Genomic DNA, 25,442 nt, shown 5'->3' with positions numbered 1-25,442 from the left:
TTGACTGTATCATTGTCGAGTGCCCACACAGATTGCATGGTCAAATTGTTAAAGAGCTTTCGCTGTTAACCCAAAGGGTTAATCTCGAACAGGGCGGCCATTCTAACGAATCAATTTAAAGAGTCAAACAATTTTTTATTTGGCTTCTTTGTGCCGCCTTGTATCCAAACCAGAGTGCCGTTTTGTTCCGTACCCCGTGTTGGTGAGGCGGCATTATAGAGACTTGAAGACACGTGACAACCCTTTTCTTCAGAAAAGTTGTTTAAGCGGTCATAAATTCAGCTAATGTGAAATTATGCGTCGTAAGTCAACATTATACGAACGCTATTTTCACTTTCTGGTAATCAGAAACTTATACACGTAATATTAATGTGATTAATTTGTTAAAAGAGTTCGCATTCTTACTATTCAATCAATGACAATGTAGCTTGCCTATGAAACTTTCTAACTCACACACAATGATCATCGCGCTGATAACACTGGTTGGCGCTGTCATTTTTAGCTTCATTTCTTTAACCGCAGCGATTGCTTTTGCGTTAGGTGCCATCTTGTCGGGTTTTGCCAACTTCTATCTGGGCAGCAACCAAAAAGACAGCACAACTACAGAAGACACTCAAAGCAGCAAAACACTTTACGTTGGTAACCTGCCTTACCGGGCGAATGAAGGGGATGTCAAAGAGCTATTTGCGGAGTACGGTGAGGTGTTCGCTGTCCGCCTGATGAAAGACAAACGGACAGGAAAAAGACGCGGATTCGGTTTTGTCGTCATGAATAGCAAAGATGCAGACTTCGCTATCAATAAACTGAATGAGAAAGAGTTCGGTCAACGTACCCTCAAAGTCCGTGAAGCCAATGAGCCTAAGAACGAGGATAGTTCAGATTTCTGACCTGGCTGAGCTGCATCGCCAGTAAACTTTCGTTCAGTGCCTTATGATCTGACTTGTCGCAGGTGTGATAAGTCAGATTTTCCACCTTCGCCTTTTCGCCGCGTGTAATCTCTTCAGCTAAAAGTGACTTCACCCGGCTTGCAATTGCATTCCCGGAGTCAATGACATGACGCGCCTGCGGGAATACTGCCTCAATCTCTTCTTTCATCAGCGGGAAATGAGTACACCCCAGCACCACGGTATCTATTGCCGTCGATTCCCACGGCTGAAGGATAGCGGCCAGTTCAGGCAGATCCACCCTTCCGCCACGTAACTTCATTTCAGCCATTTCCACCAGCCTGGTCGTGCCCAGTAAATGCACTTCGCAGTCTGCAGCAAATTCCTGAATCAATGACTGAGTGTACTGACGCTTCACGGTGGCCGGTGTCGCTAACACGCCCACAACTTTACTCTGACTCAGCTGCGCAGCAGGTTTAATGGCAGGAACAACCCCAACCACCGGCTGACTTAAAGCGGCTCTCAGGTGAGGCAACACAATCGTACTTGCCGTATTGCAGGCAATCACCACTAGATCAGCCTGATGTTTATCAACCAACGTATTGACGATGTGCAGTGTACGTTCAATCAGAGTGGATTCATCCAGCTCACCATAAGGAAAAGCGGCGTCATCAAACGCATAGATATATTGATAGTGAGGCAGTTGCCGGTATATCTCCTGATATACCGACAGGCCACCCACACCGGAATCAAAAATAAGGATGGTTTTCACGTGTCATTCTGGCAGAGAAAAATTCAAGCCTTCATCATACTGCCTGAATCGTAAAAACCAACTCGGCAACGTCAGTTTACTGTGAGTCTGAGGCCGAGATCTGATAGCGGAGATAATGAAAGCGCTCCTCACGTTCTACAAACAACGGACTGATATTCAATTGCCCGTGAAAACAGGGGGCAGACACCACCAGAGTATGGAACTCACCGTCTTCTCCGCATGGGTCGACACCTTCAGAGAGCTGTTCAAGCAATGGATATCCGAACTGTTGTCCACAAAAATCACCACTGAGCTGATGCGTATCCACTGTTGTCAGTATGGTTTGAATTCCCCTGTCCAGAATTTCCAGCGCCAGTTGATGGCTGTCCTCACCGAGTAAAGGAAACACGCATTCCCAGCCAGCCGGCTCAATATAACTCCGCCGGTAAGCTTCAATGCCATTACAGAACATATCGCCAAAGGCGACAGCGCCAATCTCCCATCCACAGTTTCGAATGGCCGCAACCACCAGCGACTGGTAAACATCATTGGCAGGAAAAACCTGCGGCAATGGAATTTCCAGCAAAGGCAGCCCAGTGAGACGCGCCTGCTCCCGAACGACAGCGATTGGGGTCGCCTGAAACGGTACTTCGTCACCGACATAAGTCGTGAACAAGCCTGCTACCTCATAATCGGGGTTTTCCAGTAAGCGAAGCAGCGTCAGGGTCGAGTCTTTACCGGAGGACCAACTGACAATCACTTTCTTGGGTTTCATCTTTATCTCACGAAAAAGCCGCCCGAAGGCGGCTGAGGGTTAGAATTGGTAATCTACAGACAACGTCGCTTTACGACCATCGCCAGAGTAAAAAGCTCCCCATGTGTTTACAGAACTTGGATAACTTTCATCTGCCAAGTTATCGACCCGTAAACTTGCCTGCCAGTTATTCAGTGCGTAGTTCACAGCAACATTCATCAACCAGTAACTATCAACTTTGTCCTGGCTGTTGGCGTTGTCACCATCCCGATATTGCGATCCCGTATACACTGACTCCGCAAATAGCTGCCAGTCCCGCACAATAGTTAGGGTGCCAAAAACACGCCCACTATACGGCGCTACACCAGAAATATTTTTGCCTTTATTCTCGCCCTTGGTAAATTCGCCATCAACATAATGGTACTCAGCGCCAACTGAAGCTGAATCAGTCAAATAATATGTGCCACTGAGGTCTACTCCATACCGACGTGTCGCATCCGCATTAACGTTTGCTCCAGGAAACAGACCACCATTTGGTGCAGACGCTGTACTGTCAAAAACGATTTCATCTTCAAGTACTAAGCGGTAAACACTGACGCTCGTAATAAAATAACTATCAGAATATGACCATCCAGCTTCAATTGAATCACCGGTTTGTGGTTTTAATCCAATCACACCTGCTGAGGTATATGCTTGTTCATCAACCTTCGCAAAGCGAAAGTTTTGATCGAAGCGTGCATATACACGCTGTTTATCATTGAGAAAGTAGTTTGCAGACAACTCTACAGCGTGAGCACTGTTATCAATAGATTGCCTATCAGGGTATGCCTGTTTGTCTTTTAGATCATCTTCTACTTCGGCATACCGCCCTCCCAACGTCACCATTAAATCTGTCATAACAGGGTAGTTAACCTGGCCATACACGCTGAGTGTCTGTTGATCATTATCACGATCGCTGGAACCAGTCAGATAATCAAACTTACTGTTGGAGTAATCAAGACCAATCAGGACGTTACTCTCTCCTTTGTTAGTGAGTAAACCAGCCTCTAGCTGTACAGAAGCATAGAGGTCATCCATTTTCTTTTTCGTACGCCCCCCCCAAGCGATACCTCTGCTTTTAGTATCGTCATAGCTCACCTCAGTGTTGATAGCCCAAGGACCGACCAAGTCTTGACGATAACCAGTACGGTACACCGTTGATATTTCATGAGCATAATCATTAGGAAATGCAGCGTTCGCTTGTCTAGGATTTTCCCTAAATTGTTCCTCAGTTAAAGATCCAGCATATTCGCGATTCGTGTCTAAATAATTCGTTTCAACAAAAAAACGCTTGTCATCTTGATTGAATTGAATCCGACCAAGGATAGAGCCATCCTTGCTTTCATTATGCTGACGATAGTTATCGCTGTTCGTCTGATTTCCAGCAAAGTAATAATGCCAGTCATCATTAATGCGGCCAGATACATCCCCCCGATACCCATAAGTATCAAAACTACCTGCAGTCGCACCGAGACTGCCACCAGTGGAATCAGGCGATTTAGTGATGATATTAATCACACCGCCTACAGCCTGATCACCGTACAGTACACCAGCACTGCCAGATAAAACTTCAACTCTCTCAACCTGACTCAATGCGATCGCATTCAAATTAGGTGAAGAGAGATCATTACGGTTCAGTTTACGGCCATCCACCAGGATCAACGTATTACTCGCAGCCTGCTCACCACTGAAACCACGGAGGGAAAGTACAGGGCCACTGTTTGTGTCAGAAACCTGAATACCAGCCCGACCTCGCAATAAGGCAGACAGGTTTTGTGCGCCTGATTCCTGGATATCATTCTGGGTAATCACGCTGACATTCGCCGGGATATTATCTATAGAGTTCACATTGGCACTGCGTCCAATGACCACCATAGTCTCTTCAGTCGTGTTCTGGGCGGAAACAAGAGAGGATTGCAGGCACAACGGTGCCAACGCCACTGCTAAAAGCGTTTTTTTCATTATTTTGGATACCTTAAATCGCGTTGAAATCTGGCAGTCTCCGTACTGCCTTCGGCGCTGGTCGGTCTTCGGACTTGAGAGCACGGTTGAACAACCGCCTAGGACAACGACTTCCCATTTCGTTCAGCATGCATTGCGCACACCTGAGGAAACAGTGTCTGGCTTCCAGCCCTGTGTCTTCGTTCTCTCTTACCGCTGCGCGTCAGTTACGGATTCTCACCGTATTCCCCCACCTGCTCTGCAGGCAAACCAGCGCAACAAAATGCTAGTTTTCACTGTTCCGATTGTCTAGTTTAGTTTGCTATTACTCATGACAAATCTACACCGCCAACATTTTTCTCCGCCCTTGCACTGGACATCAGTCAACAATGCAATAAAATCTCCGCTCTTATTTTGAGCAGTTTTGAGGCAACACCATGGCAGCAACCCCAATCAACCCCGATACCTACCAGGCACAGCTGGACGAGAAAGCCGAGCGCATGCAAGCGCTGTTTGCTGACGTAGACACCCCGGAGTTGGAAGTGTTTGCTTCGCCTGCACAGCATTACCGCATGCGCGCGGAATTTCGCGTCTGGCACGAAGGGGAAGACCTGTATTACATCATGTTCAATCAGGAAACCCGCGAGAAATACCGTGTCGATCAGTTCCCAGCGGCCAGCCGCCTGATCAATGACCTGATGCCGCTGCTGATGGACGCCATGAAACCAAACCGCGCCCTGCGTCATAAACTGTTTCAGGTCGACTTTCTGTCAACTTTAAGCGGCGAGGTGCTGGTCTCCCTACTGTATCACCGTCAGCTGGACGATCAGTGGCTCAAAGAAGCCAAAATCCTGAAGCAGCGCCTGAATGATGAAGGTTTCAACCTCAATTTGATCGGTCGTGCACGCAAACAAAAAATCGTGTTGGATCAGGACTACGTGGTTGAAAAACTGAAAGTCAATGATCGCACCCTCACCTATCAGCAGGTCGAGAACAGTTTCACTCAGCCAAATGGTGAAGTCGCACAGAAAATGCTTGAGTGGGCGGTCGACTGTACGCAGGACAGCGAAGGCGATCTGCTGGAGCTGTATTGCGGTAACGGTAATTTCTCGCTGGCTCTGGCGCAGAACTTTGAACGCGTTCTGGCAACCGAACTGGCGAAGCCGTCTGTGGACTCAGCTCAGTACAACATTGCGGCAAACCAGATCGATAACGTACAGATCATCCGGATGTCCGCTGAAGAGTTTACACAGGCCATGGAAGGTCAGCGCGAGTTTCGCCGCCTGAAAGACAACAACATTGATCTGAAAAGCTACCATTGCAACACCATTTTTGTCGATCCGCCACGGTCCGGCATGGATGACGATACTTGCCGTATGGTTCAGGGCTACGAGCGCATCGTCTACATCTCCTGTAACCCGGACACCCTGAAAGCCAATCTGGAGATTCTGAGTACGACTCACCGGATCACCCGCTTTGCACTGTTTGACCAGTTTCCGTATACCCACCACATGGAAGCCGGTGTGATGCTGGAGCGCAGATAACCGCACGTCCGGCAGGCAATCATTCCGATATAAAAAAGGCGCCCTCAGGCGCCTTTTTACGTGAAATCGACAAGCTTACGCGTCTTCCTGAGTTTTTGCTTTTGGCTTCATGATACCCATCCGGTAGGCCACCCACAGCAGCAGCGCCAGACAGATCATCAGCGGCAGGAAGTTGGAGCCCATGTCCGGTGTCTGAGCTCGCAGGAATGCGGAATACCCAAAGGCACCGACTAAAAACAGTGCAAAGGCAATCTGCGGCGTCCCTTCCGACATTGGACGTGTCAGGTAATCCTGATACAGGCAATACACTGTCATGATAAAAGCAATGACAGGAAAAATAGAGAAAGCGACCGCACTGGAGGTAAACACAGCCAGTGTGGCATTACCGCATAGTCCCGCCAGCAGCGACAGGATTAAGGTCTTGCGTTCTGCTTTAACTTGTTGCTTGTCCATATTTTCACCAACATTTTCTATTTAGGTTTATGCGCCAGCGTGTTCCGCTCACGCTCTTTACGATACCAGTAAGCACCCTTGGCAATCATCCGGAGTTGCATAATCAAACGCTCGGCATGCTCTGCCCGCGACTGAGCATCGAGATCCAGTGCATCGGCGCCGGAACTGAATACCAGTGTGACCAAAGCTTCAGCCTGAGTGAATGCATCTTCATGACGGCTTCCTCCTTTGGCCTCCAGATACTCCGTGAGTTCCGCCACAAAGTGCTGAATTTCTCGGGCAACGGCCGCACGAAACGCCGGAGACGTGCCGGAACGCTCCCGTAACAGCAGCCGGAACACGTTCGGGCTGCTTTCAATAAATTCCATAAAGGTTTCAACAGAAGTGCGGATGACGCTGCCTTCCTCGGCAATACGCTGCCGGGCCTGACGCATCAACTGGCGAAGCAGCAGGCCCCCCTCATCAACCAATGTTAGTCCAAGTTCATCCATATCTTTGAAGTGACGATAGAAAGACGTGGGCGCGATCCCCGCTTCGCGGGCGACTTCGCGCAGGCTGAGACTGGAAAAACTCCGCTCGGCACTGAGCTGGTTAAATGCTGCGTTAATCAGTGAACGCCGGGTTTTCTCTTTCTGTTGGGCCCTGATCCCCATGGTTGACTGCTTCTCGGTTGCCAGTTTGTGTTTCACTATACCCGCTTTCAGCAACTTGTTCAGCGTCATTCCTCTTTTTGACCGGGGGAATACTAACGAGCCACTCAGCTGGAATCAAAATCACAGTTCCGGTTTTCCCAGTCGGCTCACAATCTCCTGATATTCAGGTACATATTTGAGAAATCTATCACCGACAACGTGATCCTCCGCGCTCTATCGCGGCAAGGCGATTTTCCCTTGTGCAGGAAAACGTTACACTCCGCACCACAGAAACAATCGGATAATAAAGGCGGCCCATGAGCAAACAAAACCCTACGACTCCCTCACACTATGATGTGATCATTATCGGCAGCGGACCCGGGGGCGAAGGGGCCGCCATGGGCCTGACCAAAGCTGGCTTCAATGTGGCGATTGTCGAGCGGGAAAGCAGTGTCGGCGGCGGCTGTACTCACTGGGGAACCATCCCTTCCAAAGCTTTACGCCATGCGGTCAGCCGGATTATTGAATTCAACAAAAACCCGCTGTACAGCAGAAACTCCGCACCGCTGCACAGCACCTTCAGCCGGATCCTTGGTCATGCGCAAGATGTTGTCAGCAAACAAACCCGCATGCGTCAGGGTTTTTATGATCGCAATCAGTGCCCGATTATCTCCGGCGAAGCCAGCTTTGTAGACAACCACACACTTCGGGTCCGTCATCACGACGGCAGCCAGGAGACTTACACCGCTGACAAGTTCGTGATCGCAACCGGCTCACGGCCATATCATCCGAACAACGTTGATTTCAATCACTCACGTATCTACGACAGCGACTCCGTTCTGCGCCTGCAGCATGATCCGCGCCATATCATTATCTATGGCGCCGGTGTCATCGGCAGTGAGTATGCCTCAATCTTCCGGGGGCTGGGCGTCAAAGTAGACCTGATCAACACCCGTCAACGCCTGCTGGAATTTCTGGACAACGAGATCTCCGATTCACTGTCTTATCACCTGTGGAACAACGGGGTGCTGATCCGCAACGGCGAGACCTACAGCAAAATCGAAGGAACGGATGACGGGGTGGTCCTGCATCTGGAGTCCGGCAAGAAAATGAAAGCCGACTGCCTGCTGTATGCAAACGGCCGGACCGGTAATACCGACCGCCTGAATCTGGATGCTGTCGGACTGACACCGGATTCCCGCGGCCAGCTGTCCGTCGACCAGAATTACTGCACCGAAATCGACAACATTTATGCTGTCGGCGATGTCATTGGTTACCCGAGTTTGGCCAGTGCCGCCTATGATCAGGGCCGGTTCGTCGCCCAGGCCATTGCCACCGGTCAGGCACAGGGACAACTGATTGACCATATCCCGACCGGCATTTACACCATTCCGGAAATCAGTTCCGTCGGTAAAACCGAGCAGCAACTGACGGCAGAAAAAGTCCCGTATGAAGTAGGACGTGCACAGTTCAAACACCTGGCACGGGCCCAGATTGCCGGAATGGATGTCGGCAGCCTGAAGATCCTGTTCCACCGCGATACCAAAGAAATCTTAGGGATCCACTGCTTCGGCGAACGTGCGGCAGAAATCATCCACATCGGCCAGGCCATCATGGAGCAGAAGAACGGCGGCAACACAATCGACTACTTCGTCAATACCACCTTCAACTATCCGACCATGGCTGAAGCCTACCGAGTCGCAGCACTGAACGGGCTGAACCGCCTGTTTTGAAAGCACCGTTCCGTAGTTTGCTCTGCGGAACGATACACCCCATAAACAAAACGGCGCACTGTGAAGTGCGCCGTTTTTGCATGCCCGGAGTCAGTTACAGCCGGTTACCGCGATACGCTGATGACGGATTCAGCAACATGTGACGGTTCACATCTTTGTACAGCAGATAGCGGAAACGACCCGGACCACCGGCATAACATGCCTGCGGGCAGAAAGCCCTTAACCACATATAGTCACCCGCTTCCACTTCGACCCAGTCCTGATTCAGGTGATAAACCGCCTTACCTTCGAGCACATACAGACCATGCTCCATGACATGGGTTTCATCGAAAGGAATGATCCCGCCGGGCTGAAAAGTCACAATGTTGACATGCATGTCATGACGCATATCTGCCGGATCAGCAAACCGGGTGGTCGCCCAGACATCACCGGTATCCGGCATGGCAGTCGGTTCGATGTCGTTTTCATTGGTCACGAATGCATCCGGCACCGCAATGCCATCTACAAACTGGTAAGCCTTCCTGATCCAGTGGAACCGCACCGGTGCATCGCTGTGATTTTTCAGACGCCATTGTGCCGAAGGCGGCAGATAAGCATAACCTCCGGTGGTCATATGATGCTCTTCCCCTTCCAGGGTCAGGGTCATCTCCCCTTCGACGATAAACAGCACGCCTTCAGCACCGGCATCCAGTTCAGGTTTGTCACTGCCGCCCTGCGGTGACACTTCCATGATGTAATGAGAGAAGGTTTCCGCAAAACCTGTCATCGGCCGGGCAATCACCCAGAGCCGAGTGTCTTCCCAGAAAGGCAGAAAACTGGTCACGATATCGCTCATCACGCCCTTGGGAATGATGGCATACGCTTCGGTAAACACCGCGCGGTCCGACAGAATTTGAGTTTGGGGCGGCAGACCGCCCTGAGGGGCATAATAAGTATTACGAGCCATGACAGATATCCTTTCATGTATAGCAGTGTGACTGCGCCGATAGATCAAGCAGGATCTGGATGAGACTGCTGTTTCGATACTGGAGACTTATGATTGTAGAGCATGGCTGTTTGATTTATAAATTAAATAAATAAATGCCAGTTAGTGGATTTTCCACTGGAAAAATAATGAACCTCAACAAGACATTAGATCCGGTTTTGCTCCGCAGCTTCGTCGCCGTCATCGACAGTGGCAGCTTTACCCGTGCTGCCGAGAGTACCCACCTCACACAATCGACGGTCAGTCAGCAAGTCCGTAAACTCGAATCACAGCTGGGGTGTGAACTGCTGCACCGGAAAGGCCGCTATGTTACAGCAACACTGGAAGGAGAGCGGGTGCTCAGCTATGCCCGCCGCATCCTGCAGCTGATGAATGAAGCCGTCGCGCAGACCAGCCTCAGTGCTGAACAGCAAAAAATCCGTCTGGGCGTTCCGGAAGATTTTGCGACCCATGCCATCATGCCGACCCTGCATGCCTTTTCCAGTGCGTATCCGGGCATCCGGCTGGAAGTGAAAAGCGGGATGTGCAGTGATATCTGGCGAGAGTTTCAGAACAGTGAGCTGGATCTGGCGCTGGTCAAACAACGCCCGGGCAGCCAACCCGGCCTGAGCCACTGGCCCGAACCGCTGTGCTGGATCGACGCGCTGCACAGCAACAACCTCGAACGGCATCCTGTCCCGCTGGTCTCATTCCCGATTGGCGGGCTGTACCGGAACGAGATGGCCCATACGTTTGACAGTCTGGGTCGCAGCTGGCGGCTGGCTTATGTCAGTACCAGCCTGTCCGGTGTTTGCTGCGCTGTCGAAGCCGGACTGGGGATTTCACTCTTACCCCGGCGTCTGGTGACCGCTCAGCACCGGATCCTGGACGAACAGGACGGACTGCCGCCGGTACCGGATATGGAGGTGACCCTGCATGCACAAAGCAAACTTTCTGCGCTCAGCCGGACCCTGGCCGAGCAACTCATCCATACCTGTGACCGGATTTTCGAACGCGAGCAGTAACACAAAAAAGAAACGGCCCGCTCGGGCCGTTTCAGTGTTTAGTTAACTGGCTTCCATCATCCGGTTATCCGGCGTCAGAATCTCAGACCAGGGCAGACTCTCATCGCCCAGAGTAATAAAGTTCGGATTTTCCAGCGTATGCCGCTCGTTGTAAGACAACGGCGTCAGATGTGTGTTGAGGATTCGACCGCCCGCTTCTTCGACAATGCATTGCGTCGCAGCAGTGTCCCACTCCCCGGTTGGCCCCAGTCGCAGATAACAATCCACCGCACCTTCGGCCACCAGACAGGATTTCAGTGCCGCCGAGCCCAGCGGTACCAAATCATAGTTCAGCGCCGGATCCAATCGATTGGTGATCACACGTATATCCTGACGCCGGCTGATTGCCACAGCAATCGAGCGTGTCGGACCTTCATGTTTATGGGTGGAAATCCGGACCGTTTCACCTTCCGGCGTGATCTTCCAGGCTCCCTGATTCCGGTACGCATAATACACCACGCCGGAGACCGGTGCATAGACCACCCCCATTACTGGCTGATTGTCTTCCACCAGCGCGATAATGGTTGCGAAATCTCCGCTGCCGGCAATAAATTCCTGAGTGCCGTCCAGAGGGTCCACCAGCCAGTAGCGCTGCCACTGACTCCGCTCTGCCAATGGAATGGCAGCATCTTCTTCCGACAAGACGGGAATGTCCGGAGTCAGTTCACTCAAACGCTCCAGCACTAGTTTATGGGCCGCCAGATCTGCACTGGTGACCGGAGTATTATCATGCTTGACCTGCTTCTCAAACTGGCCACGCTGGTAAATATCCAGTATTACCTGTCCCGATGCCCGGGCAATTTCAATCACGGATGGAATAAGGCTCGATAGTTCCATCTCACACTCCTGCGCTAGGATAAGTACTTCAATGCCAAAAATAAGGCGGTGATGCTTCTGGCTTCCGCAAAGTCCAGATGACTGAGCAGTTCCTCAGCCTGCGCCAATGGCCAGCGCACCACCTCCAGCGGTTCGGGTTCATCACCTTCCAGCCGTTCAGGATACAAGTCCTGGGCCAGAAACAGCGTCATCCGGCTGGAAAAATAGGACGGTGCCAGTACAACTTCTTTCATGGGGACCAAAATATTGGCACCGAAGCCGATTTCTTCTTTCATTTCACGGTTCGCAGCCTGCTCGGCCGCTTCACCATGATCGATCAGTCCTTTTGGAAAGCCCAGCTCATAGCGGTCAGTACCAGCTGAATATTCACGAACCAGTAGCAGGTCGCCTTCTGCCGTAACCGGGACCACCATCACCGCATGGCGCCCGCTGGGCTTCATGCGTTCATAGGTCCGTGTCACCCCGTTACTGAAGCGAAGATCCAAAGATTCAATCTTGAACAGGCGTGACTGGGCCACAACCTCAGTCGCCAGAATGGTTGGTTTTTTACTTTCTGCCGCCATGCTGTTTCCTTGTAACTTGGTCTACCGGGTATTAAATGGCAAGGCTGTCAGAAAATAAAGTAAAAAAGCCACATTCCCCAAACCCGCTAGACCACTTTCAGCTTTGATGAACGCTGTCACCCTAAAATTACAGGCGACCGGAATACCGAACCGGATAACGGCCGCTGGCATCCGGACTCCCCAACCACTTAAGCTGATCCCGTAAATTAGCGGGCAGCTCTGCCCCGGGCGTAAACCAGCCATTGAGACTGTAGGTTTGATTCTGGCTCAAGCTAGCCTGCCAATCGCTTTCGACCTGATTTGATTTCTGGTGGGAGGTGGCCGCCAACTGCCCGTCGTTACAGCTCAGTTCAGCATTCACCGGCCCCAAGTCGATTTCACCCATCGGCGTGCCGACCAAAGCACCATTCCAGGTCAGTACACCATCCAGTGCCTGACAATAAGGCGAGGCAAATCGGTAATCATTCAGCGTCAGTGTAAAACTGCCGCCCAAGGTTAACGGTATCGGTAAGCGCACAGACTGCACCACCTGTTGCGCTGACATCGTCAGCACAAAACCTTTTGCGTACGGGCCATCAAAATTAATGCCAAGAGTACCATCGCCACGGTATCCCAGCTCACTGCCCCTGCCCATGCTCACCTTAAAAGCCGCATCGCCTGTCAGCAGCTTCCAGGGAAACATTGTCCATTCAGCCTCTCCCAACACCCACTGCTGCCAGCGAATTTGCGATGCACTGCCCTTCCAGGGCGTCCCGCTGATCCCGGAAACAACCAACCCCGGTGTATTCGGTACAAACTGCCATAACCAGCTTGCGGGCAAATGCACCAGCAAACTCACCAGCAGGGCAAACACGAAGCTCACCCCAACAAACACTCTGAAACCCACGCTTAGCCTCGTCCCAACTGTAAACGGTTTACTTCGACCACACCGGCCTGATCGGTTTTGGACACATCCAGAAATTTCGCTTCAATCCCATGCTCATCCCGGAGAAATGCCAGCCAGTTCACCAGGGTATTAAACGGCAAAGGCTGAACCCAGACCTGTACCGATTCATCGCGCGGTTGCGGCTGCATCCGGATCAGTTCAATCCGGAATCGCCGGGTCGTTTCATTGACCACCTGATTCAGTCCTGTCGGACTGATGCTCCCAGACGCACCGGTTTTCGCTCTGCGCTTTATGATGTCATCCGCTTTGCTGCTCACCCAGGTCAGTAACTGGCGCTGGTTTTTCAGCTCATTTTCGGCGTGTTCCGCCCGCAGCGCCATCGGTTGCCAGATCCCCCAGTAGAGGACGGCAATCACCAGCGCAATTCCGCCACCGATCACCAGACGCTGCTCACGGCTGGTTAAGGACTTAAACCACTGATTCACGAACGCCTCCTCAGTACCAGCGCACCACTTACCTGCTGGCCTTCCCGGTTCAGCTGGCCCTGATCAACTTCAAATTCTTTCACCAGCAATACCCTGAGTTGCTCAAAGTGCTGGAACTCCGCTGCAATTGCCTGAAGACGCAGCTCCTTACGATTCTGATCATATTTCAGATTCTGAACGGTCAGTTGCGGCACACTACTCAGAGCCGGCCTTAATTTGACCAGCCACGGCAACAGTCCCTCTCCTGATTCTGCGCCACCCAGGCGATCAATTTCATCATTAAACTGACGTTTCAGGTAACTTGGTGTTGGAATTGACTTAAACTGAGGCAGCACTTCACGAAAAATCCGGTAACTCTCATCTTGATAAGCCTGAGCCTGCTGCTCAATGCTCTGCACCCGAACCACATATTCAGCCACCATGCCCCCTAACAGCAACACAGCGGCAATGCCGACTTTACGCCAGGGCTTCAGTGCCTTATGCCAGGTAGGCTGCAACTTGTAAGGGCCCGATAACAGGCTGGATTTACTCTCGTGCGCCCCTTTTGCCAGCAGCGCCATCACAAGTTCTGGTGCTTCAGCCTGCCAAACCCCGGGCATACCCGACGGTGCCGGGGTGAAATGACGGATACGTGTCTGAACCACCTCGGCATCTCCGCCTGCCAGTTCTTCAGCCACTTCAGCTTCAACCTCCTCCTCAGAGATATCTTCTTCCATGGCCTGACTGATCAAAGGAACTTTCTGTGCCGTCAGCCAACTTGCCAGCCACTCACTGTCTGCACATATTCCCTGTGTCACTGACTGCCGCAGCAACCACTGACCATCGATTTCCGCGGCACTGTAGCTGTTCTCAAATGCCGGCAGGCAGAGACAGTCCGGAATAACTTTCCGGACAGACAACCCGGCATCCTCACACAGTGACAGCCAGTCCTGCATCCGCTGATGACCCACCACTGCCACATGCGCTTTATCCGCTTCACGCTTCAGCATGTGGATATGCAAATCATCGACATCCTGAGCCAGCTCTTCCTCCAGCAGGTAAGGCAACACCTGCGCAAGCTGGCGTCCGGACCCTGATGGAATTGACACCTGACTCAGCAGCACATCACTTCCCGGCACCAGTAAGTACACCGGCCGGTTCGCACCGTAATCCGCCAGTTCGCTGAGCTGACTGCTGTCAGCCAGTTCACCCGAGGCAATTACTTCCTGTTGCTGTGGCGACCAGACCAGCCAATGCACCGGCCCGGCAGGACGGCTACTTAGCCTTATCGTCAGAAACTCGCTCACTCATTCCTCCATATCGGCGACGCACAACCGTCACCTTGTTCTCCCCGTCTCGTTTGAGCAGGGCCAGTATTCTTAATCGAGCCCGGTCTACTTTCACTTCAGCATCCAGCTCAAAATAATCACTTTTGACGGCCAGATAAGGCTTCGCCTGATCTCTGACCGTCTTGGTCAGACGACTGATTGCCCCGTCTGCCAAAAAGGCCTCAACATCCTGCCAGCCATCATAAGGACGATTTTCAATCAGCTGTCGGGCATCATCCAGGCTCAGCTCAGGGCTGAATACCCCGACCAGCAAGGCAGCCTGAGTCGCTTTGATGGTATTCACGTTAATCAGCAGCTCGGTGGTGGGCAAAGCACACAAGAATGGACGTGCCTGCTGGAACATTTTGGCGCTCACACCATTCACCGCCCGCAATTCGGTCACATCCGCCATCAGATTTCTGGGGGGAAGATAAGGCGGTGAAAAACCCTCATAGCTGCTGTCACCCGCACCATAAGCGCTGTATACAGTTTCATCCGGATCGACATATTCCCAGACGGAGTCCGCCGCCACTTCGGCTTCATAACTTTCACTGCCGCTTTCTTCCAGCAAGGCCTGCAGAAAACGGACCCGGAAAGGCTTTTTGGTTCGATCCTGCTCCGGCGCCTGGCCGGACAGAGCATTCAGGTTAAAACAGGCCTGGCGATCATAGATATTGCCCTTCACTTCCCCGTTATCCAGCGGGTAGCTCTGGCCTTCTGTCGCCCAGACCTGACTGAGATTCACCGTGTCGCTGTCAGACAGACTTTGCTCAATTGCAACCTTCGCCAGCTGCTCCATCCCCTGGCTGTACCAGTAGGCCTGCTGGTTAAACACCTGGTTTTCAACCCGGTAGAAATTCAGCTGCAAGCGATCGGTCATCTGTACGGCCAGCAGTGTCATCATGGCGAGCAGAAGAAGGACAACGATCAGGGCAACCCCGCGCTGTTTCGCTGGTGACCGCCTCATGAATCTGCATCCCCGTCTTTTTTGGTTGCCGAAGGCAGTTTCGCATCCGGCAGCATATATACGCGTTCAACTTTGCCGAAATCATCCAGCGTCAGCGTGACGGCAATCCCTTTGGGCAATGCCCCGCTGTCAGTCCAGCTGTCCTGCCAGCCCTCCGCGCCGTAGTAACGAAACGACAGTGCGGTCACGCCGGTCAGTACCTTGCGTACCAGCGGCTCAGTGCCGACCACCGTATCCGGATAACGAAACCAGACCCGTTCGAGCGTCTCATCAATGATCCGATAACCGACCCGAAGAATTTCGCTGCGGGGAAACATCTGCTGCGGATTTTGCCAGCCATCTCGGGTAAAAAGGATACCATGACTTGAAGAATCAAGAAGATACTCGCCACTTTGCAGCAGCGGACCACTTTCATTGTTCCCCTGCTGTCTGACCTGGCGGGCAACCATCTGGCGGAAATCACCATCCAGCATCACCATCGCACGCTGTATTTCCTGCAAGCGTTCATTATGCTCGCGAGACTGCTCATCGCTACGCTGAACCCCATTCATTACCTGATAGGCAGACATGCTGAGCATGGCGAAGACGGCAATCGCAACGAGCACTTCCAGCAGCGTAAATCCGGCTGAACGCTGCAGCCCGGATGGGCGACGCTCAGTTTTCAATGTAGGTCCTTAGGGTGGTTACCCGATCTTTCATCGCTTCATCAGTCGCCACAGACACATCCAGAGCTCTCAGGTAGCCATCTGCTGTCTTCGTGCTTTTCACTGACCAGTACCAGGTTTGCCCGGCAAGCTCTGACTTGCCTTTTTTCTCGGCCGTCAGCCGTTCACCGGCAATGCGGAGCCGGGCGAGTTCATTGTCCGCCACCATGGTGGCAAAAGTTTTTTGTTCCAGATAACCCACGGTGTTGATGTGCTGACCAACAGCCTTCATAACACTGAGGGCAGCGGTGGCAAAAATGGCCAGCGCTACCAGAACTTCCAGCAAGGTAAATCCGGTTTGCGTGAATTTCGTCAGGCCATCTTTCATGGTTTCTTCCCCTCGCGGGTTTCGCCCGGAGCCAGCAAGTGCAGCTGTCCCACTTCATCGGCTTCAACCCGCCAGACATCACTTTCTCCGCTGGCATCAAAGGTCACGGTAAACGGAGTATACTCACCACTGGCCATGACAATAATTTGCGGTGGCCGGGCCTGCTTCTCCTTTTCCTCTGCGAACAGGTCTTCATCAAACAATGTCCCCGGCTCAAACAGACGGTCATCGTCCTGCCAGGCATTACTGCCGATTTTGACCTCCATTCCCAATGTGTCCGGCAGCGTTACTTCCGTAAAGTAACGGGAGTCTTTCAACGGCTGCCAGCCATCCGGCGCAAGCTCAAAAAAGCGATAGCCCTGTCGGTCAACCCGGACACCATAATCACGCCCGTTAAGCATCGCATCCTCCCCCAACAGCTGCACCAGATACTGAAAGCGATGCGCCTCTTCTTTCAGCGCATCGTCTTTCGGGGCAGGCAGGGTGAAAATAACGGCTACGGCGCTGGTTGCCAGCAGCACCAGCACCAGTAGCAGTTCGATCAGGGTAAAACCAGCAGCCTTTCGATACATATCGGAAATTAACGGTAGTCCAGCATATTCCAGTTGCCGATATCGGTATTCACACCTTCACCGCCTTCCTGACCGTCAGCACCCAGGCTGAACACATCGACCGGGCCATTTTCGCCAGGCATCACATACTGGTAATCATTACCCCAAGGGTCTTTCGGCAGACGCTTGATATAGCCACCGGTACGGTAGTTACGCGGCTCCGGCGTGGATGACGGAGCAGTAACCAGTGCAGCCAGTCCCTGATCCGTGCTCGGGTACACACTGTTGTCCAGTTTGTACATGTCCAGCGCCTGCTCCAGTGCACCGATATCGGTCACCACTTTCTGCTGATCCGCCTTCTCTTTGTTACCCAGCAGGTTCGGCACGACCAGACTGGCCAGAACACCGAGAATCACGATAACCACCATGACTTCCAGCAGGGTAAAACCACGTTGTTGACGTTGCATTGCAAAAACCTCCAAAAGGAAAAACTACATGCCCACCATATTGTTCAGGGCAATAATTGGCATCAGGGTAGCAATGACAATAAACATTACTATCCCGGCCATCACTACTATCAGCAGGGGTTCAAACACCCCCAGTGCCATATTGACCAGTGACTCAAAGTCCCGGTCCTGATTATCTGCTGCCCGGGTCAGCATCTGCTCCAGCTCACCACTGCGCTCGCCACTGGCAATCATGTGCAGCATCATAGGCGGAAACAGTTTCGTCTGCTCAAGTGAGACCCGCAGACTGGCCCCTTCACGCACCTTATCTGCTGCTTCGAGGATTTGCTGGTTCACCCAGGTATTGGTCATGACCTGAGCCGCCACCTTCATCCCATCCAGCAACGGAATGGCACTCGAGGTACAAATTGACAGTGTCCGGGCAAAGCGCGAGGTATTCAGCCCCCGGGCAACCTTACCGATCACCGGCACCTTCATCATACGCTGGTCCCACTTCAAACGCAGATCAGGACGGCGCAGTGCCATCCGGACTCCCATAATCAGTGCCAGGATCGCCAGAACGACGAGCAATCCCCAGTGCTGGACAAAGTTACTGGCTGCCAGCAACACCTGAGTGATCTGCGGCAGTTCCTGGCCCATATGAACAAATTGATCGACAATTTTTGGAACAACTGTTGCCAGCAGGAAAGCGACCACGGAAACAGCCACCAGCGTCAGCATGGTGGGATAGATCATCGCCTGCTGCAGCTTACTGCGCATTTTCTGGCGATTTTCCGTGTAATCAGCCAGCCGGTTCAGCACGGTATCCAGGTGGCCGGATTTTTCACCGGCCGCCACCATGGCACGGAACAGCTGATCAAAAATATGAGGGAATTCCGCCATACTGTCGGACAGGGTGTAACCCTCTACAACCCGGGAACGTACGGCCAGTATCATGTTCTTGAGGCGAACTTTTTCACTCTGCTCGGCAACGGCCCGCAGACACTCTTCAAGCGGCATCCCGGCCTGAACCAGCGTAGCCAGCTGCCGGGTCAGCAAAGACAATTCATTGGTACTGATACCGCGGCGCAGCACCAGACGACCGCCAGCTTTGCGTTTTTCTCTTTCATGGCTCTGGCTGACTTCAACCGGGATCAGCCCCTGCTCCCGCAGTTGCTGACGGATCTGGCGCGCCGTATCCGCCTCCATGACCCCTTTTTTCTGGCGCCCTTTGGCATCCAGCGCTTTATATTCAAACGCTGCCATTATCCCTCCCTGGTGACCCGCATCACTTCTTCCAGCGTCGTGATCCCCAGACGAACTTTCGCAAGTCCGTCATCACGGATACTCGGCGTATGCTGGCGGACCACCTTCTCAATGGCCTGCTCACCGGCTTCGGCATGGATCAGTTCCTGTACCTGCTCATCGACCAGCAACAGTTCATGAATACCAGTCCGGCCCCGGTAGCCTTTGTTGTTACAATGCTCGCAGCCGACAGGATGATAGAGAGTCAGGGATTCATACTCAGGCAGACCAAAAAGTTTCTTCTGCTCATTATCTGCCAGATAAGGCTTCCGGCATTCCTTACAGAGGGTCCGCACCAGACGCTGTGCCAGTACCCCCAACAGAGAAGACGAAACCAGGAAAGGCTCAATGCCCATGTCACGCAAACGGGTAATCGCACCGACTGCCGTATTGGTGTGCAACGTTGACATCACCATGTGACCGGTCAGGGACGCCTGAACTGCAATTGAGGCAGTTTCAAGGTCACGAATCTCACCAACCATCACCACATCCGGGTCCTGACGCAGAATTGCACGCAGGCCGCGGGCAAAGGTCATGTCCACTTTGGTATTGACCTGTGTCTGGCCAATCCCGTCAATATCAAATTCAATCGGGTCTTCAACTGTCAGAATATTCCGCTCTGAGCTGTTCAGCTCCTGCAGGCCCGCATACAACGTCGTTGACTTACCGGAACCCGTCGGACCGGTCACCAGAATAATGCCGTGCGGACGCTGAATGATGTATTGGAAACTCTCATGAATCCGGGGAGTCATCCCCAGGCTGTGCAGATCCAGCCGGGTTGCGTTTTTATCCAGCAAACGCAGCACTACCCGCTCACCGTGAGAGGAAGGCATGGTCGACACCCGCACATCGACGGCACGGCCACCAATGCGAAGTGAAATCCGGCCGTCCTGCGGGACCCGCTTCTCAGCAATATCCAGTCGTGCCATAACCTTGATACGAGACACCAGCAACGGTGAAAGTTTACGACTCGGGTTTAACACTTCTCGAAGCACGCCATCGACCCGGAAACGAATCGACAAAGCCTTTTCAAACGTTTCAATATGAATATCGGACGCACCTTCCTTGATAGCCTCTGCCAGCATCGCGTTGATCAATTTGATGATCGGCGCATCGTCTTCAGATTCAAGCAAATCTTCCGTCTGAGGCAACTCTTCAGCCAGCGAGAAAAAGTCATCGCTATCGGAGCCGAGATCTTCCATCAACTGGCGGGCTTCCGACGAATCACGCTGATAAGCTTCTGTCAGGCGCAATTCGAAAGCTTCAGGTGTCAATTGCTCAACATGAAAACTGCTACCGCAAACCCGGCGGACTTCCGCCAGGACCACGGCTTTCAACGGGCTGCCATGATAAAGCACCCGGCCCTGCTCGCCTGCCTCCAGTACCACCTGATGACGCTTGGCAAATGAGAACGGTAAACGGAACTGCACCAGTTCAGTCGGGTGCACGTCGTTCATTATTGCTCCTCCAGACGGGAGACAAAGGCCCGTACTTCAGGCGGCAGCGCAATATCATCACCATATTTCGGCAACACAGGCGACTTGCTGTTTGGCATCAGGCGCAGACCTTCATCCGCTTTGTACAGCTGCTCGGCACGGATGTAGTTGTATTTGCGCTGGGTGATCCCATCAGCCGTCACCCCATCACGAATAATGGTCGGTTTAATAAAGACCATCAGGTTTGTGCGGCCCTTACTGGTATTGTTGGACTTAAACAGATGGCCCAGAATCGGGATATCCCCCAGCAGCGGAATTTTCGATTCGTTCTCGTTCGACTGGTCCTGAATCAGGCCGCCCAGTGCAATCATCTGACCGTCCTGAATCAAGACGGACGTTGTCAGCTGACGCTTGGAGAAACGAACGTCGACCGCACCGTTAGCACCCAGGACATTGGATACTTCCTGCTCAATTTTCAGCTGAACTGAGTCACCTTCGTTAATCTGCGGAGTCACTTTCAGCTTGATCCCCACTTCTTTCCGCTCAACAGTCTGGAATGGGTTATCGTTGTTGGAACTGGCAGTCGAACCCGTCACCACCGGCACTTCTTCACCGACGATAAACGAAGCTTCACCGTTATCCATCACGGTAATACTTGGCGAAGACAGAATATTCGATTCACGATCCGTGGCAACGGCGTTCACCAGCATGGTCCAGTCACCCATGATCAGCCCCAGCACCGCGCCGTTGGCACCGGACAACACCTGACCCAGCGTCGTAAAGTCACCACTTTCGGTCACTTCGACATCCACCAGATTGTTATTGTTGTCAAAACGCTGCTCAGTTGTAGTTGTGTCCTTGGCTTCTTCCAGACCAATCAGGTACTGACCAATCGGCACGTTGGAGTTGCCAAACTGCACAACACCATTTTCTTTTGAGCCGTACTGAATCCCGAGGTTAATCCCGGCACCTTCGGAAAGCTCAACGATCATGGCTTCAATCAGCACCTGTGCACGGCGGATATCCAGCTGAGCAATGATGTTTTCCATCGCGCGCATGATATCAGGCGGTGCCGTCAGGATCAGGGCGTTGGTATCGGCGTGGGCAGCGATCATCACTTCATTTTTCGTGTTGGTTGTCTTCGCATTTCCCTGCTTTTCAGCCTGCAGGTTATCCGATACCCCTTTCAGCACGTCCACCAAATCTTCAGCATTGGCGTATTTCAGATAAATAACCCGGTTGTTCCCGGCGCTCGCCATCTCTTTATCCAGCTGACGGATCAGACGTTTCAGGCGTTCACGTACCTTCGGGTCACCAGACAGCAACACGGCGTTAGTTCGTTCATCCGCCACCAGCTTCGGTTGCAGGAATTCAGGTGTGGACTTGGCATCGGCTGATTTATTCAATGCATCGACAATCCGGACCATCTCCGCCGCGGAGGCATTATTCAGCTCCACCACGTCGATTTCTTTATCGCCGGCGCGGTCAACCCGCTCGATGATCTCGGCCAGACGATTCACAACGGCCGCACGACCGGTGATCATAATGATGTTTGCCGGATCGTAGTGCACGACGTTACCAGCACCGGCATTATCGTTGAGCTGACGCAGCAAAGGAGAAAGTTCCCGCACCGACACATTACGTACCGCCACAACCCTGGTCACGACTTCGTCGCCCTGAGCCTGTGTTTTGCTGTCGACCACGGGGATTGAAGAAGTTTTTGCGTCTTTGTCCCGAATCACCTTGAGTACACCGTTGTCCATCTCGACGACAGCAAACCCATATACTTCCAGCACATTCAGGAAAAACTGATAGTACTGCTCATCATTTAACAAATCGTAACTGCGTACATTCACCTGTCCCCTGACAGATGGGTCTACGATAATTGTCTTTTGCAGGTTCCGTCCGACAATATTAATAAACTCTTGAATATCAGTTCCTTTAAAACTGGCGCTGAATTCGCTCGCCATCAGAGGAGCCGATAGCAGGCTGGCCGCCAGCCATAGGGTGCCCTTACCCATCCATTTTTTCACAACTAACTCCTGCGTGTGTACGCAATGTGTTCAGGCTGCTATTGCAGCTCAATATATATGTCATGTAACTGGCCATCGCGCTCAACGGTCAGCGTGAGCTCCGTGGCCGAAGACAGTTCGGTCCACAGCCGTGCCATCACAGCCTCGTCTTTCAAATCGTTGCCATTCAGGCTGACCGCCAGATCATCCGGCTGTAAACCAACGGCATCAAACAGCACCCGGTTTTTCCCCGGATTGACCCGATAGCCGAGCAAATTTCCATCCTGCTTCACTTGTGAAAGCCGAATGTAAGAAAAAAGATTCTGCGGTTTCTCCAGAATTTCCTGCTTAATCTGCGCCAGCTCATCCGCCCCGCCCTGCGCAGGCTCAGGTGCAGCTCTTGTAGCCGGCGGTGGCGGGGTTGAACGTGACGTACTCTGGCCAAACTTTACGCCGTCCAGCATCAGGGTTTCATCCCGGCCGTTGTTGCGGATAATCACCCGGTCAACAAAGACGGCCTGCAAGGTGGCACGTGTCCCGTCAATCGCTTCATTCAGACCGTAAGTATTCTGTTTGCCCCGGTTCGTAATCACCGCCAGGCTGGTGCCGGGATCGTCGCTTGCGACCACCCCAACCAGTGTCAGATTCAGCTTGGTTTCCGGCGCGTCCTGTTTGACTGGTTTCTGCGGGGTTACTTTCGGGGTATCCGCCCGGTACCGGCCAAACAGCTCCATACTGGTGATATCTGAGATCTGGAATCCTTCCTGCTTGCTCCCGGTGGCCGTGACCAATGGCGCCTGCCAGGTTGGAGGGGTTTCTACCGGCTGCAAAAAGGACCACAGCAGGCGTCCCAACACCCAGGCCAGCACAATCACCAGCCACCAGGTCACGATCCGGGTCAGGGTCTGCATGGAAGGCATCCGTTTACCCGCAACTGCCTGACGCCACTGCATTGTTACCCTAGCTACATCCATTGACTGTTTCTGCCTCGTGACTCTGTGTAATCAATATTATGACAAGCAAGTCTTTGCTTAGGTTCCTGTTAAAAGCTGCAATTTTTTGCATACCCATGAAAGCTCATCTTGTTGCATGACAGGTTAATATAGCAAACCCAATCAATGAAAAAACATAACTCATTCAATAAGAATGCCGTTTCGTGTGAGCAAATTCCCATTCATTGTTGAATTTGCGATCTGGCATCACCATTTAGTAAAGCTGACGCAGCTTTTCCGATGTGATATTTTTAGCGCCCATTTGGGTAAGGAGCCAGAAAATGAGTCGGCAAACTTCCGAATCCGATGCACCTGATGTGCGGTTAGACAAGTGGCTGTGGGCTGCCCGTTTCTATAAAACCCGCTCGATCGCACGCAATATGATCGACGGCGGTAAAGTTCACTATAACGGTCAGCGCTCCAAACCCAGCAAACTTGTCGAAGTCGGCGCCGAAATCAAACTGCGGCAGGGCAATGAGGAAAAAACAGTCACTATCCTCATCGTGTCCGGTACCCGTCGTGGTGCCCCCGAAGCCCAAACGCTGTATCAGGAAACCGAAGCCAGCCTTGCCCAGCGCGAGAAGCAGGCTCAGATGCGTAAACTCAACGCACACAACAACCCGCACCCGGAGAAGCGTCCGGATAAAAAGCAGCGGCGCGATATACTTAAGTTTAAAAGCAATCACTAACAGTGACTGCCGGAGAAAACCAAATCATGACCAGCGATAATCTCTACCGTTACCTGTTCGACGATGTCTCTGTGCGCGGTGAACTCGTACAACTGAACGACACTTATCAGCATATTATTAATAGTAAAGACTACCCGGCGCCGCTGCAGACCTTACTGGGCGAGCTGCTGGTTGCCACCAGCCTGCTGACGGCAACCCTGAAATTCGAAGGCTCCGTTACTGTGCAGCTCCAGGGTGACGGTCCGGTGAAACTGGCGGTGATTAACGGTGATCACAACCAGCAGATGCGCGGTGTAGCCCGCTGGGATGGCAACATCCCTGCCAACGGCAATATTCACGACCTGATGGGCAAAGGCCACATGGTGATCACCATTACGCCGGATCAGGGTGAGCGTTACCAGGGCGTTGTTGGCTTGGAAGGCGACAACCTGGCAGCTTGTCTGGAAAGCTATTTTGCCAATTCAGAGCAGCTCGCGACCCGAATCTGGCTGCGTACCGGCGAGCTGGAAGGCCAGAAAAAAGCCGCGGGAATGTTGCTGCAAATCCTGCCGGACGGTAAAGGCGATGCCGGCGATTTCGAACATCTGGAGCAGCTGACCGAAACGGTGAAAAATGATGAACTGTTCGGACTAGCAGCTGAAGATGTACTGTTCCGCCTGTACCATCAGGAGAAAGTGAAGCTGTTTGAACCGCAACCGGTCGCTTTCCACTGCGGCTGCTCCCGTGAACGCAGCGCAGGCGCCATCAAACTTCTGGATCGTGCCGAGATTGAACGTATTTTGCAGGAAGAGGGCAAGTTGTCTCTGCACTGTGATTACTGCGGTACCAGCTATGACTTTGACAGTATTGACGTAGCCAGCCTGTTCGAAACCGGTTCTGAAGGCGACGATTCACAGCTTCATTAATTTTCAGAAATTATTAACACTGAAATTAAATTACAAAAGCCAGCACCGTGCTGGCTTTTTTTTTAACTCCGGCACACTTTCCTGCTGTTTTCTGAAATGGAAATACAACTTCACCCGCCTTAATTGGCAAGTAATATTAATCGCTTACCGCTGGTACAACCCTTGCCTGAGAGGGTAAAATTAGTCTAGGTACAGATAAAAACACTAGCCAATCTCCACATTTTGTATGTGGTTACTATAAAAGTTACCTCCCTGACTTCAGGGTAAAAA

At 52.3% G+C, this 25,442-nt stretch carries 26 protein-coding genes and 1 riboswitch; of the genes, 6 read left to right on the top strand and 20 right to left on the bottom strand.

Annotated elements, in window-relative coordinates; genetic code table 11:
* The first annotated feature begins 434 nt into the window (after window positions 1–434).
* Window positions 435–887, top strand: a complete 453-nt coding sequence (locus tag SPK40_RS19985) for an RNA recognition motif domain-containing protein (RefSeq protein ID WP_248144697.1) — start codon at window positions 435–437, stop codon at window positions 885–887.
* Here the strand turns inward: SPK40_RS19985 and murI are convergent.
* From murI to SPK40_RS19970, 3 genes are all read right to left on the bottom strand, one after another.
* Window positions 859–1,656 (bottom strand): glutamate racemase, encoded by a 798-nt coding sequence (murI, locus tag SPK40_RS19980; RefSeq protein ID WP_248144696.1) that lies wholly within the window; start codon window positions 1,654–1,656, stop codon window positions 859–861. The two genes, SPK40_RS19985 and murI, sit on opposite strands and share 29 nt — an antisense overlap.
* A 76-nt stretch (window positions 1,657–1,732) precedes the next feature.
* Window positions 1,733–2,410: an adenine nucleotide alpha hydrolase gene (locus SPK40_RS19975; RefSeq protein WP_248144695.1), complete on the bottom strand. Its 678-nt coding sequence runs from the start codon at window positions 2,408–2,410 to the stop codon at window positions 1,733–1,735.
* Window positions 2,411–2,449: 39 nt separating this feature from the next.
* Complete coding sequence (locus SPK40_RS19970; protein ID WP_248144694.1) at window positions 2,450–4,390, bottom strand: TonB-dependent receptor; 1,941 nt, start codon at window positions 4,388–4,390, stop codon at window positions 2,450–2,452.
* A gap of 42 nt (window positions 4,391–4,432) precedes the next feature.
* Window positions 4,433–4,659, bottom strand: a riboswitch (cobalamin riboswitch).
* 147 nt (window positions 4,660–4,806) lie between these two features.
* On the opposite strand from SPK40_RS19970, the gene trmA reads away from it, so the two are divergent.
* A complete protein-coding gene (gene trmA, locus SPK40_RS19965; protein WP_248144693.1) occupies window positions 4,807–5,913 on the top strand; it encodes a tRNA (uridine(54)-C5)-methyltransferase TrmA in 1,107 nt (368 codons plus the stop codon).
* A 75-nt stretch (window positions 5,914–5,988) separates the two neighbouring features.
* Here the strand turns inward: trmA and SPK40_RS19960 are convergent, their stop codons facing one another.
* Together SPK40_RS19960 and fabR are read right to left on the bottom strand one after the other, a co-directional pair.
* Complete coding sequence (locus tag SPK40_RS19960) at window positions 5,989–6,366, bottom strand: YijD family membrane protein (protein ID WP_248144692.1); 378 nt, start codon at window positions 6,364–6,366, stop codon at window positions 5,989–5,991.
* A gap of 17 nt (window positions 6,367–6,383) precedes the next feature.
* Window positions 6,384–7,019 (bottom strand): HTH-type transcriptional repressor FabR, encoded by a 636-nt coding sequence (gene fabR, locus SPK40_RS19955; protein ID WP_248144702.1) that lies wholly within the window; start codon window positions 7,017–7,019, stop codon window positions 6,384–6,386.
* A 296-nt stretch (window positions 7,020–7,315) separates the two neighbouring features.
* Here fabR and sthA point away from each other — a divergent pair, with 296 nt between their 5' ends.
* Window positions 7,316–8,731, top strand: a complete 1,416-nt coding sequence (gene sthA / locus SPK40_RS19950; protein WP_248144691.1) for a Si-specific NAD(P)(+) transhydrogenase — start codon at window positions 7,316–7,318, stop codon at window positions 8,729–8,731.
* Between the two features lie 94 nt (window positions 8,732–8,825).
* Here sthA and SPK40_RS19945 read toward each other — a convergent pair whose 3' ends face one another.
* Window positions 8,826–9,677 (bottom strand): bifunctional allantoicase/(S)-ureidoglycine aminohydrolase, encoded by an 852-nt coding sequence (locus SPK40_RS19945; protein WP_330961662.1) that lies wholly within the window; start codon window positions 9,675–9,677, stop codon window positions 8,826–8,828.
* 167 nt (window positions 9,678–9,844) lie between these two features.
* On the opposite strand from SPK40_RS19945, the gene SPK40_RS19940 reads away from it, so the two are divergent.
* Window positions 9,845–10,720: a LysR substrate-binding domain-containing protein gene (locus tag SPK40_RS19940; RefSeq protein WP_248144689.1), complete on the top strand. Its 876-nt coding sequence runs from the start codon at window positions 9,845–9,847 to the stop codon at window positions 10,718–10,720.
* A 42-nt stretch (window positions 10,721–10,762) separates the two neighbouring features.
* Here the strand turns inward: SPK40_RS19940 and cysQ are convergent, their stop codons facing one another.
* The 14 genes from cysQ to gspC all read right to left on the bottom strand — a co-directional run bounded on the left by cysQ (window position 10,763) and on the right by gspC (window position 23,560).
* On the bottom strand, window positions 10,763–11,596 hold the full coding sequence (gene cysQ, locus SPK40_RS19935; protein ID WP_330961661.1) for a 3'(2'),5'-bisphosphate nucleotidase CysQ: 834 nt from the start codon (window positions 11,594–11,596) through the stop codon (window positions 10,763–10,765).
* A gap of 14 nt (window positions 11,597–11,610) precedes the next feature.
* The gene (nudE, locus tag SPK40_RS19930) at window positions 11,611–12,159 is read right to left on the bottom strand and encodes an ADP compounds hydrolase NudE (RefSeq protein ID WP_248144687.1); all 549 of its coding nucleotides are present in this window, start codon (window positions 12,157–12,159) and stop codon (window positions 11,611–11,613) included.
* 127 nt (window positions 12,160–12,286) lie between these two features.
* Window positions 12,287–13,045 carry a type II secretion system protein N gene (locus tag SPK40_RS19925; protein ID WP_330961660.1) on the bottom strand — a complete coding sequence of 253 codons (759 nt, stop codon included), beginning with the start codon at window positions 13,043–13,045 and terminating at the stop codon, window positions 12,287–12,289.
* A gap of 2 nt (window positions 13,046–13,047) precedes the next feature.
* On the bottom strand, window positions 13,048–13,530 hold the full coding sequence (locus SPK40_RS19920; RefSeq protein ID WP_330961659.1) for a type II secretion system protein M: 483 nt from the start codon (window positions 13,528–13,530) through the stop codon (window positions 13,048–13,050).
* Window positions 13,527–14,816, bottom strand: coding sequence for a type II secretion system protein GspL (gene gspL / locus SPK40_RS19915; protein ID WP_330961658.1), 1,290 nt, complete (start codon window positions 14,814–14,816; stop codon window positions 13,527–13,529). The genes SPK40_RS19920 and gspL overlap by 4 nt, the downstream gene beginning before the upstream one ends.
* A complete protein-coding gene (gene gspK / locus SPK40_RS19910) occupies window positions 14,785–15,804 on the bottom strand; it encodes a type II secretion system minor pseudopilin GspK (RefSeq protein WP_330961657.1) in 1,020 nt (339 codons plus the stop codon). Before gspK ends, gspL begins: the two co-directional genes overlap by 32 nt.
* Complete coding sequence (gspJ, locus tag SPK40_RS19905) at window positions 15,801–16,469, bottom strand: type II secretion system minor pseudopilin GspJ (RefSeq protein WP_330961656.1); 669 nt, start codon at window positions 16,467–16,469, stop codon at window positions 15,801–15,803. The genes gspK and gspJ overlap by 4 nt, the downstream gene beginning before the upstream one ends.
* Window positions 16,459–16,836 (bottom strand): type II secretion system minor pseudopilin GspI, encoded by a 378-nt coding sequence (gene gspI, locus SPK40_RS19900; protein ID WP_330961655.1) that lies wholly within the window; start codon window positions 16,834–16,836, stop codon window positions 16,459–16,461. Before gspI ends, gspJ begins: the two co-directional genes overlap by 11 nt.
* Window positions 16,833–17,408, bottom strand: a complete 576-nt coding sequence (gspH, locus tag SPK40_RS19895; RefSeq protein ID WP_248144680.1) for a type II secretion system minor pseudopilin GspH — start codon at window positions 17,406–17,408, stop codon at window positions 16,833–16,835. The genes gspI and gspH overlap by 4 nt, the downstream gene beginning before the upstream one ends.
* Window positions 17,409–17,416: 8 nt before the next feature.
* Window positions 17,417–17,854: a type II secretion system major pseudopilin GspG gene (gene gspG, locus SPK40_RS19890; protein ID WP_248144679.1), complete on the bottom strand. Its 438-nt coding sequence runs from the start codon at window positions 17,852–17,854 to the stop codon at window positions 17,417–17,419.
* Between the two features lie 24 nt (window positions 17,855–17,878).
* On the bottom strand, window positions 17,879–19,099 hold the full coding sequence (gene gspF / locus SPK40_RS19885) for a type II secretion system inner membrane protein GspF (RefSeq protein ID WP_248144678.1): 1,221 nt from the start codon (window positions 19,097–19,099) through the stop codon (window positions 17,879–17,881).
* The gene (gene gspE / locus SPK40_RS19880; protein WP_248144677.1) at window positions 19,099–20,595 is read right to left on the bottom strand and encodes a type II secretion system ATPase GspE; all 1,497 of its coding nucleotides are present in this window, start codon (window positions 20,593–20,595) and stop codon (window positions 19,099–19,101) included. Before gspE ends, gspF begins: the two co-directional genes overlap by 1 nt.
* Entirely contained in the window at window positions 20,595–22,607 is a 2,013-nt protein-coding gene (gene gspD, locus SPK40_RS19875) for a type II secretion system secretin GspD (RefSeq protein ID WP_305885150.1), read from the bottom strand. Before gspD ends, gspE begins: the two co-directional genes overlap by 1 nt.
* 38 nt (window positions 22,608–22,645) lie before the next feature.
* The gene (gene gspC, locus SPK40_RS19870) at window positions 22,646–23,560 is read right to left on the bottom strand and encodes a type II secretion system protein GspC (RefSeq protein ID WP_330961654.1); all 915 of its coding nucleotides are present in this window, start codon (window positions 23,558–23,560) and stop codon (window positions 22,646–22,648) included.
* A gap of 299 nt (window positions 23,561–23,859) precedes the next feature.
* Here gspC and hslR point away from each other — a divergent pair, with 299 nt between their 5' ends.
* Window positions 23,860–24,267 (top strand): ribosome-associated heat shock protein Hsp15, encoded by a 408-nt coding sequence (hslR, locus tag SPK40_RS19865; protein WP_330961653.1) that lies wholly within the window; start codon window positions 23,860–23,862, stop codon window positions 24,265–24,267.
* A 26-nt stretch (window positions 24,268–24,293) separates the two neighbouring features.
* A complete protein-coding gene (gene hslO / locus SPK40_RS19860; protein ID WP_330961652.1) occupies window positions 24,294–25,172 on the top strand; it encodes an Hsp33 family molecular chaperone HslO in 879 nt (292 codons plus the stop codon).
* The last annotated feature ends 270 nt before the right edge of the window (window positions 25,173–25,442 follow it).

It is taken from the genome of Photobacterium sp. 53610, assembly GCF_036409375.1.
GTDB lineage: Bacteria > Pseudomonadota > Gammaproteobacteria > Enterobacterales > Vibrionaceae > Photobacterium.
This window is presented reverse-complemented; position numbering and strand designations above follow the sequence as displayed.

Bases quoted from the DNA above. Each gene is read 5' to 3' on its own strand.
- fabR (WP_248144702.1), bottom strand. From the start codon at position 7,019: ATGGGGATCAGGGCCCAACAGAAAGAGAAAACCCGGCGTTCACTGATT.
- hslO (WP_330961652.1), top strand. From the start codon at position 24,294: ATGACCAGCGATAATCTCTACCGTTACCTGTTCGACGATGTCTCTGTG.
- gspF (WP_248144678.1), bottom strand. From the start codon at position 19,099: ATGGCAGCGTTTGAATATAAAGCGCTGGATGCCAAAGGGCGCCAGAAA.
- nudE (WP_248144687.1), bottom strand. From the start codon at position 12,159: ATGGCGGCAGAAAGTAAAAAACCAACCATTCTGGCGACTGAGGTTGTG.
- gspE (WP_248144677.1), bottom strand. From the start codon at position 20,595: ATGAACGACGTGCACCCGACTGAACTGGTGCAGTTCCGTTTACCGTTC.
- SPK40_RS19985 (WP_248144697.1), top strand. From the start codon at position 435: ATGAAACTTTCTAACTCACACACAATGATCATCGCGCTGATAACACTG.
- gspG (WP_248144679.1), bottom strand. From the start codon at position 17,854: ATGCAACGTCAACAACGTGGTTTTACCCTGCTGGAAGTCATGGTGGTT.
- gspH (WP_248144680.1), bottom strand. From the start codon at position 17,408: ATGTATCGAAAGGCTGCTGGTTTTACCCTGATCGAACTGCTACTGGTG.
- gspC (WP_330961654.1), bottom strand. From the start codon at position 23,560: ATGGATGTAGCTAGGGTAACAATGCAGTGGCGTCAGGCAGTTGCGGGT.
- SPK40_RS19940 (WP_248144689.1), top strand. From the start codon at position 9,845: ATGAACCTCAACAAGACATTAGATCCGGTTTTGCTCCGCAGCTTCGTC.
- sthA (WP_248144691.1), top strand. From the start codon at position 7,316: ATGAGCAAACAAAACCCTACGACTCCCTCACACTATGATGTGATCATT.
- cysQ (WP_330961661.1), bottom strand. From the start codon at position 11,596: ATGGAACTATCGAGCCTTATTCCATCCGTGATTGAAATTGCCCGGGCA.
- SPK40_RS19945 (WP_330961662.1), bottom strand. From the start codon at position 9,677: ATGGCTCGTAATACTTATTATGCCCCTCAGGGCGGTCTGCCGCCCCAA.
- hslR (WP_330961653.1), top strand. From the start codon at position 23,860: ATGAGTCGGCAAACTTCCGAATCCGATGCACCTGATGTGCGGTTAGAC.
- SPK40_RS19970 (WP_248144694.1), bottom strand. From the start codon at position 4,390: ATGAAAAAAACGCTTTTAGCAGTGGCGTTGGCACCGTTGTGCCTGCAA.
- trmA (WP_248144693.1), top strand. From the start codon at position 4,807: ATGGCAGCAACCCCAATCAACCCCGATACCTACCAGGCACAGCTGGAC.
- gspK (WP_330961657.1), bottom strand. From the start codon at position 15,804: ATGAGGCGGTCACCAGCGAAACAGCGCGGGGTTGCCCTGATCGTTGTC.
- SPK40_RS19960 (WP_248144692.1), bottom strand. From the start codon at position 6,366: ATGGACAAGCAACAAGTTAAAGCAGAACGCAAGACCTTAATCCTGTCG.
- SPK40_RS19975 (WP_248144695.1), bottom strand. From the start codon at position 2,410: ATGAAACCCAAGAAAGTGATTGTCAGTTGGTCCTCCGGTAAAGACTCG.
- gspI (WP_330961655.1), bottom strand. From the start codon at position 16,836: ATGAAAGATGGCCTGACGAAATTCACGCAAACCGGATTTACCTTGCTG.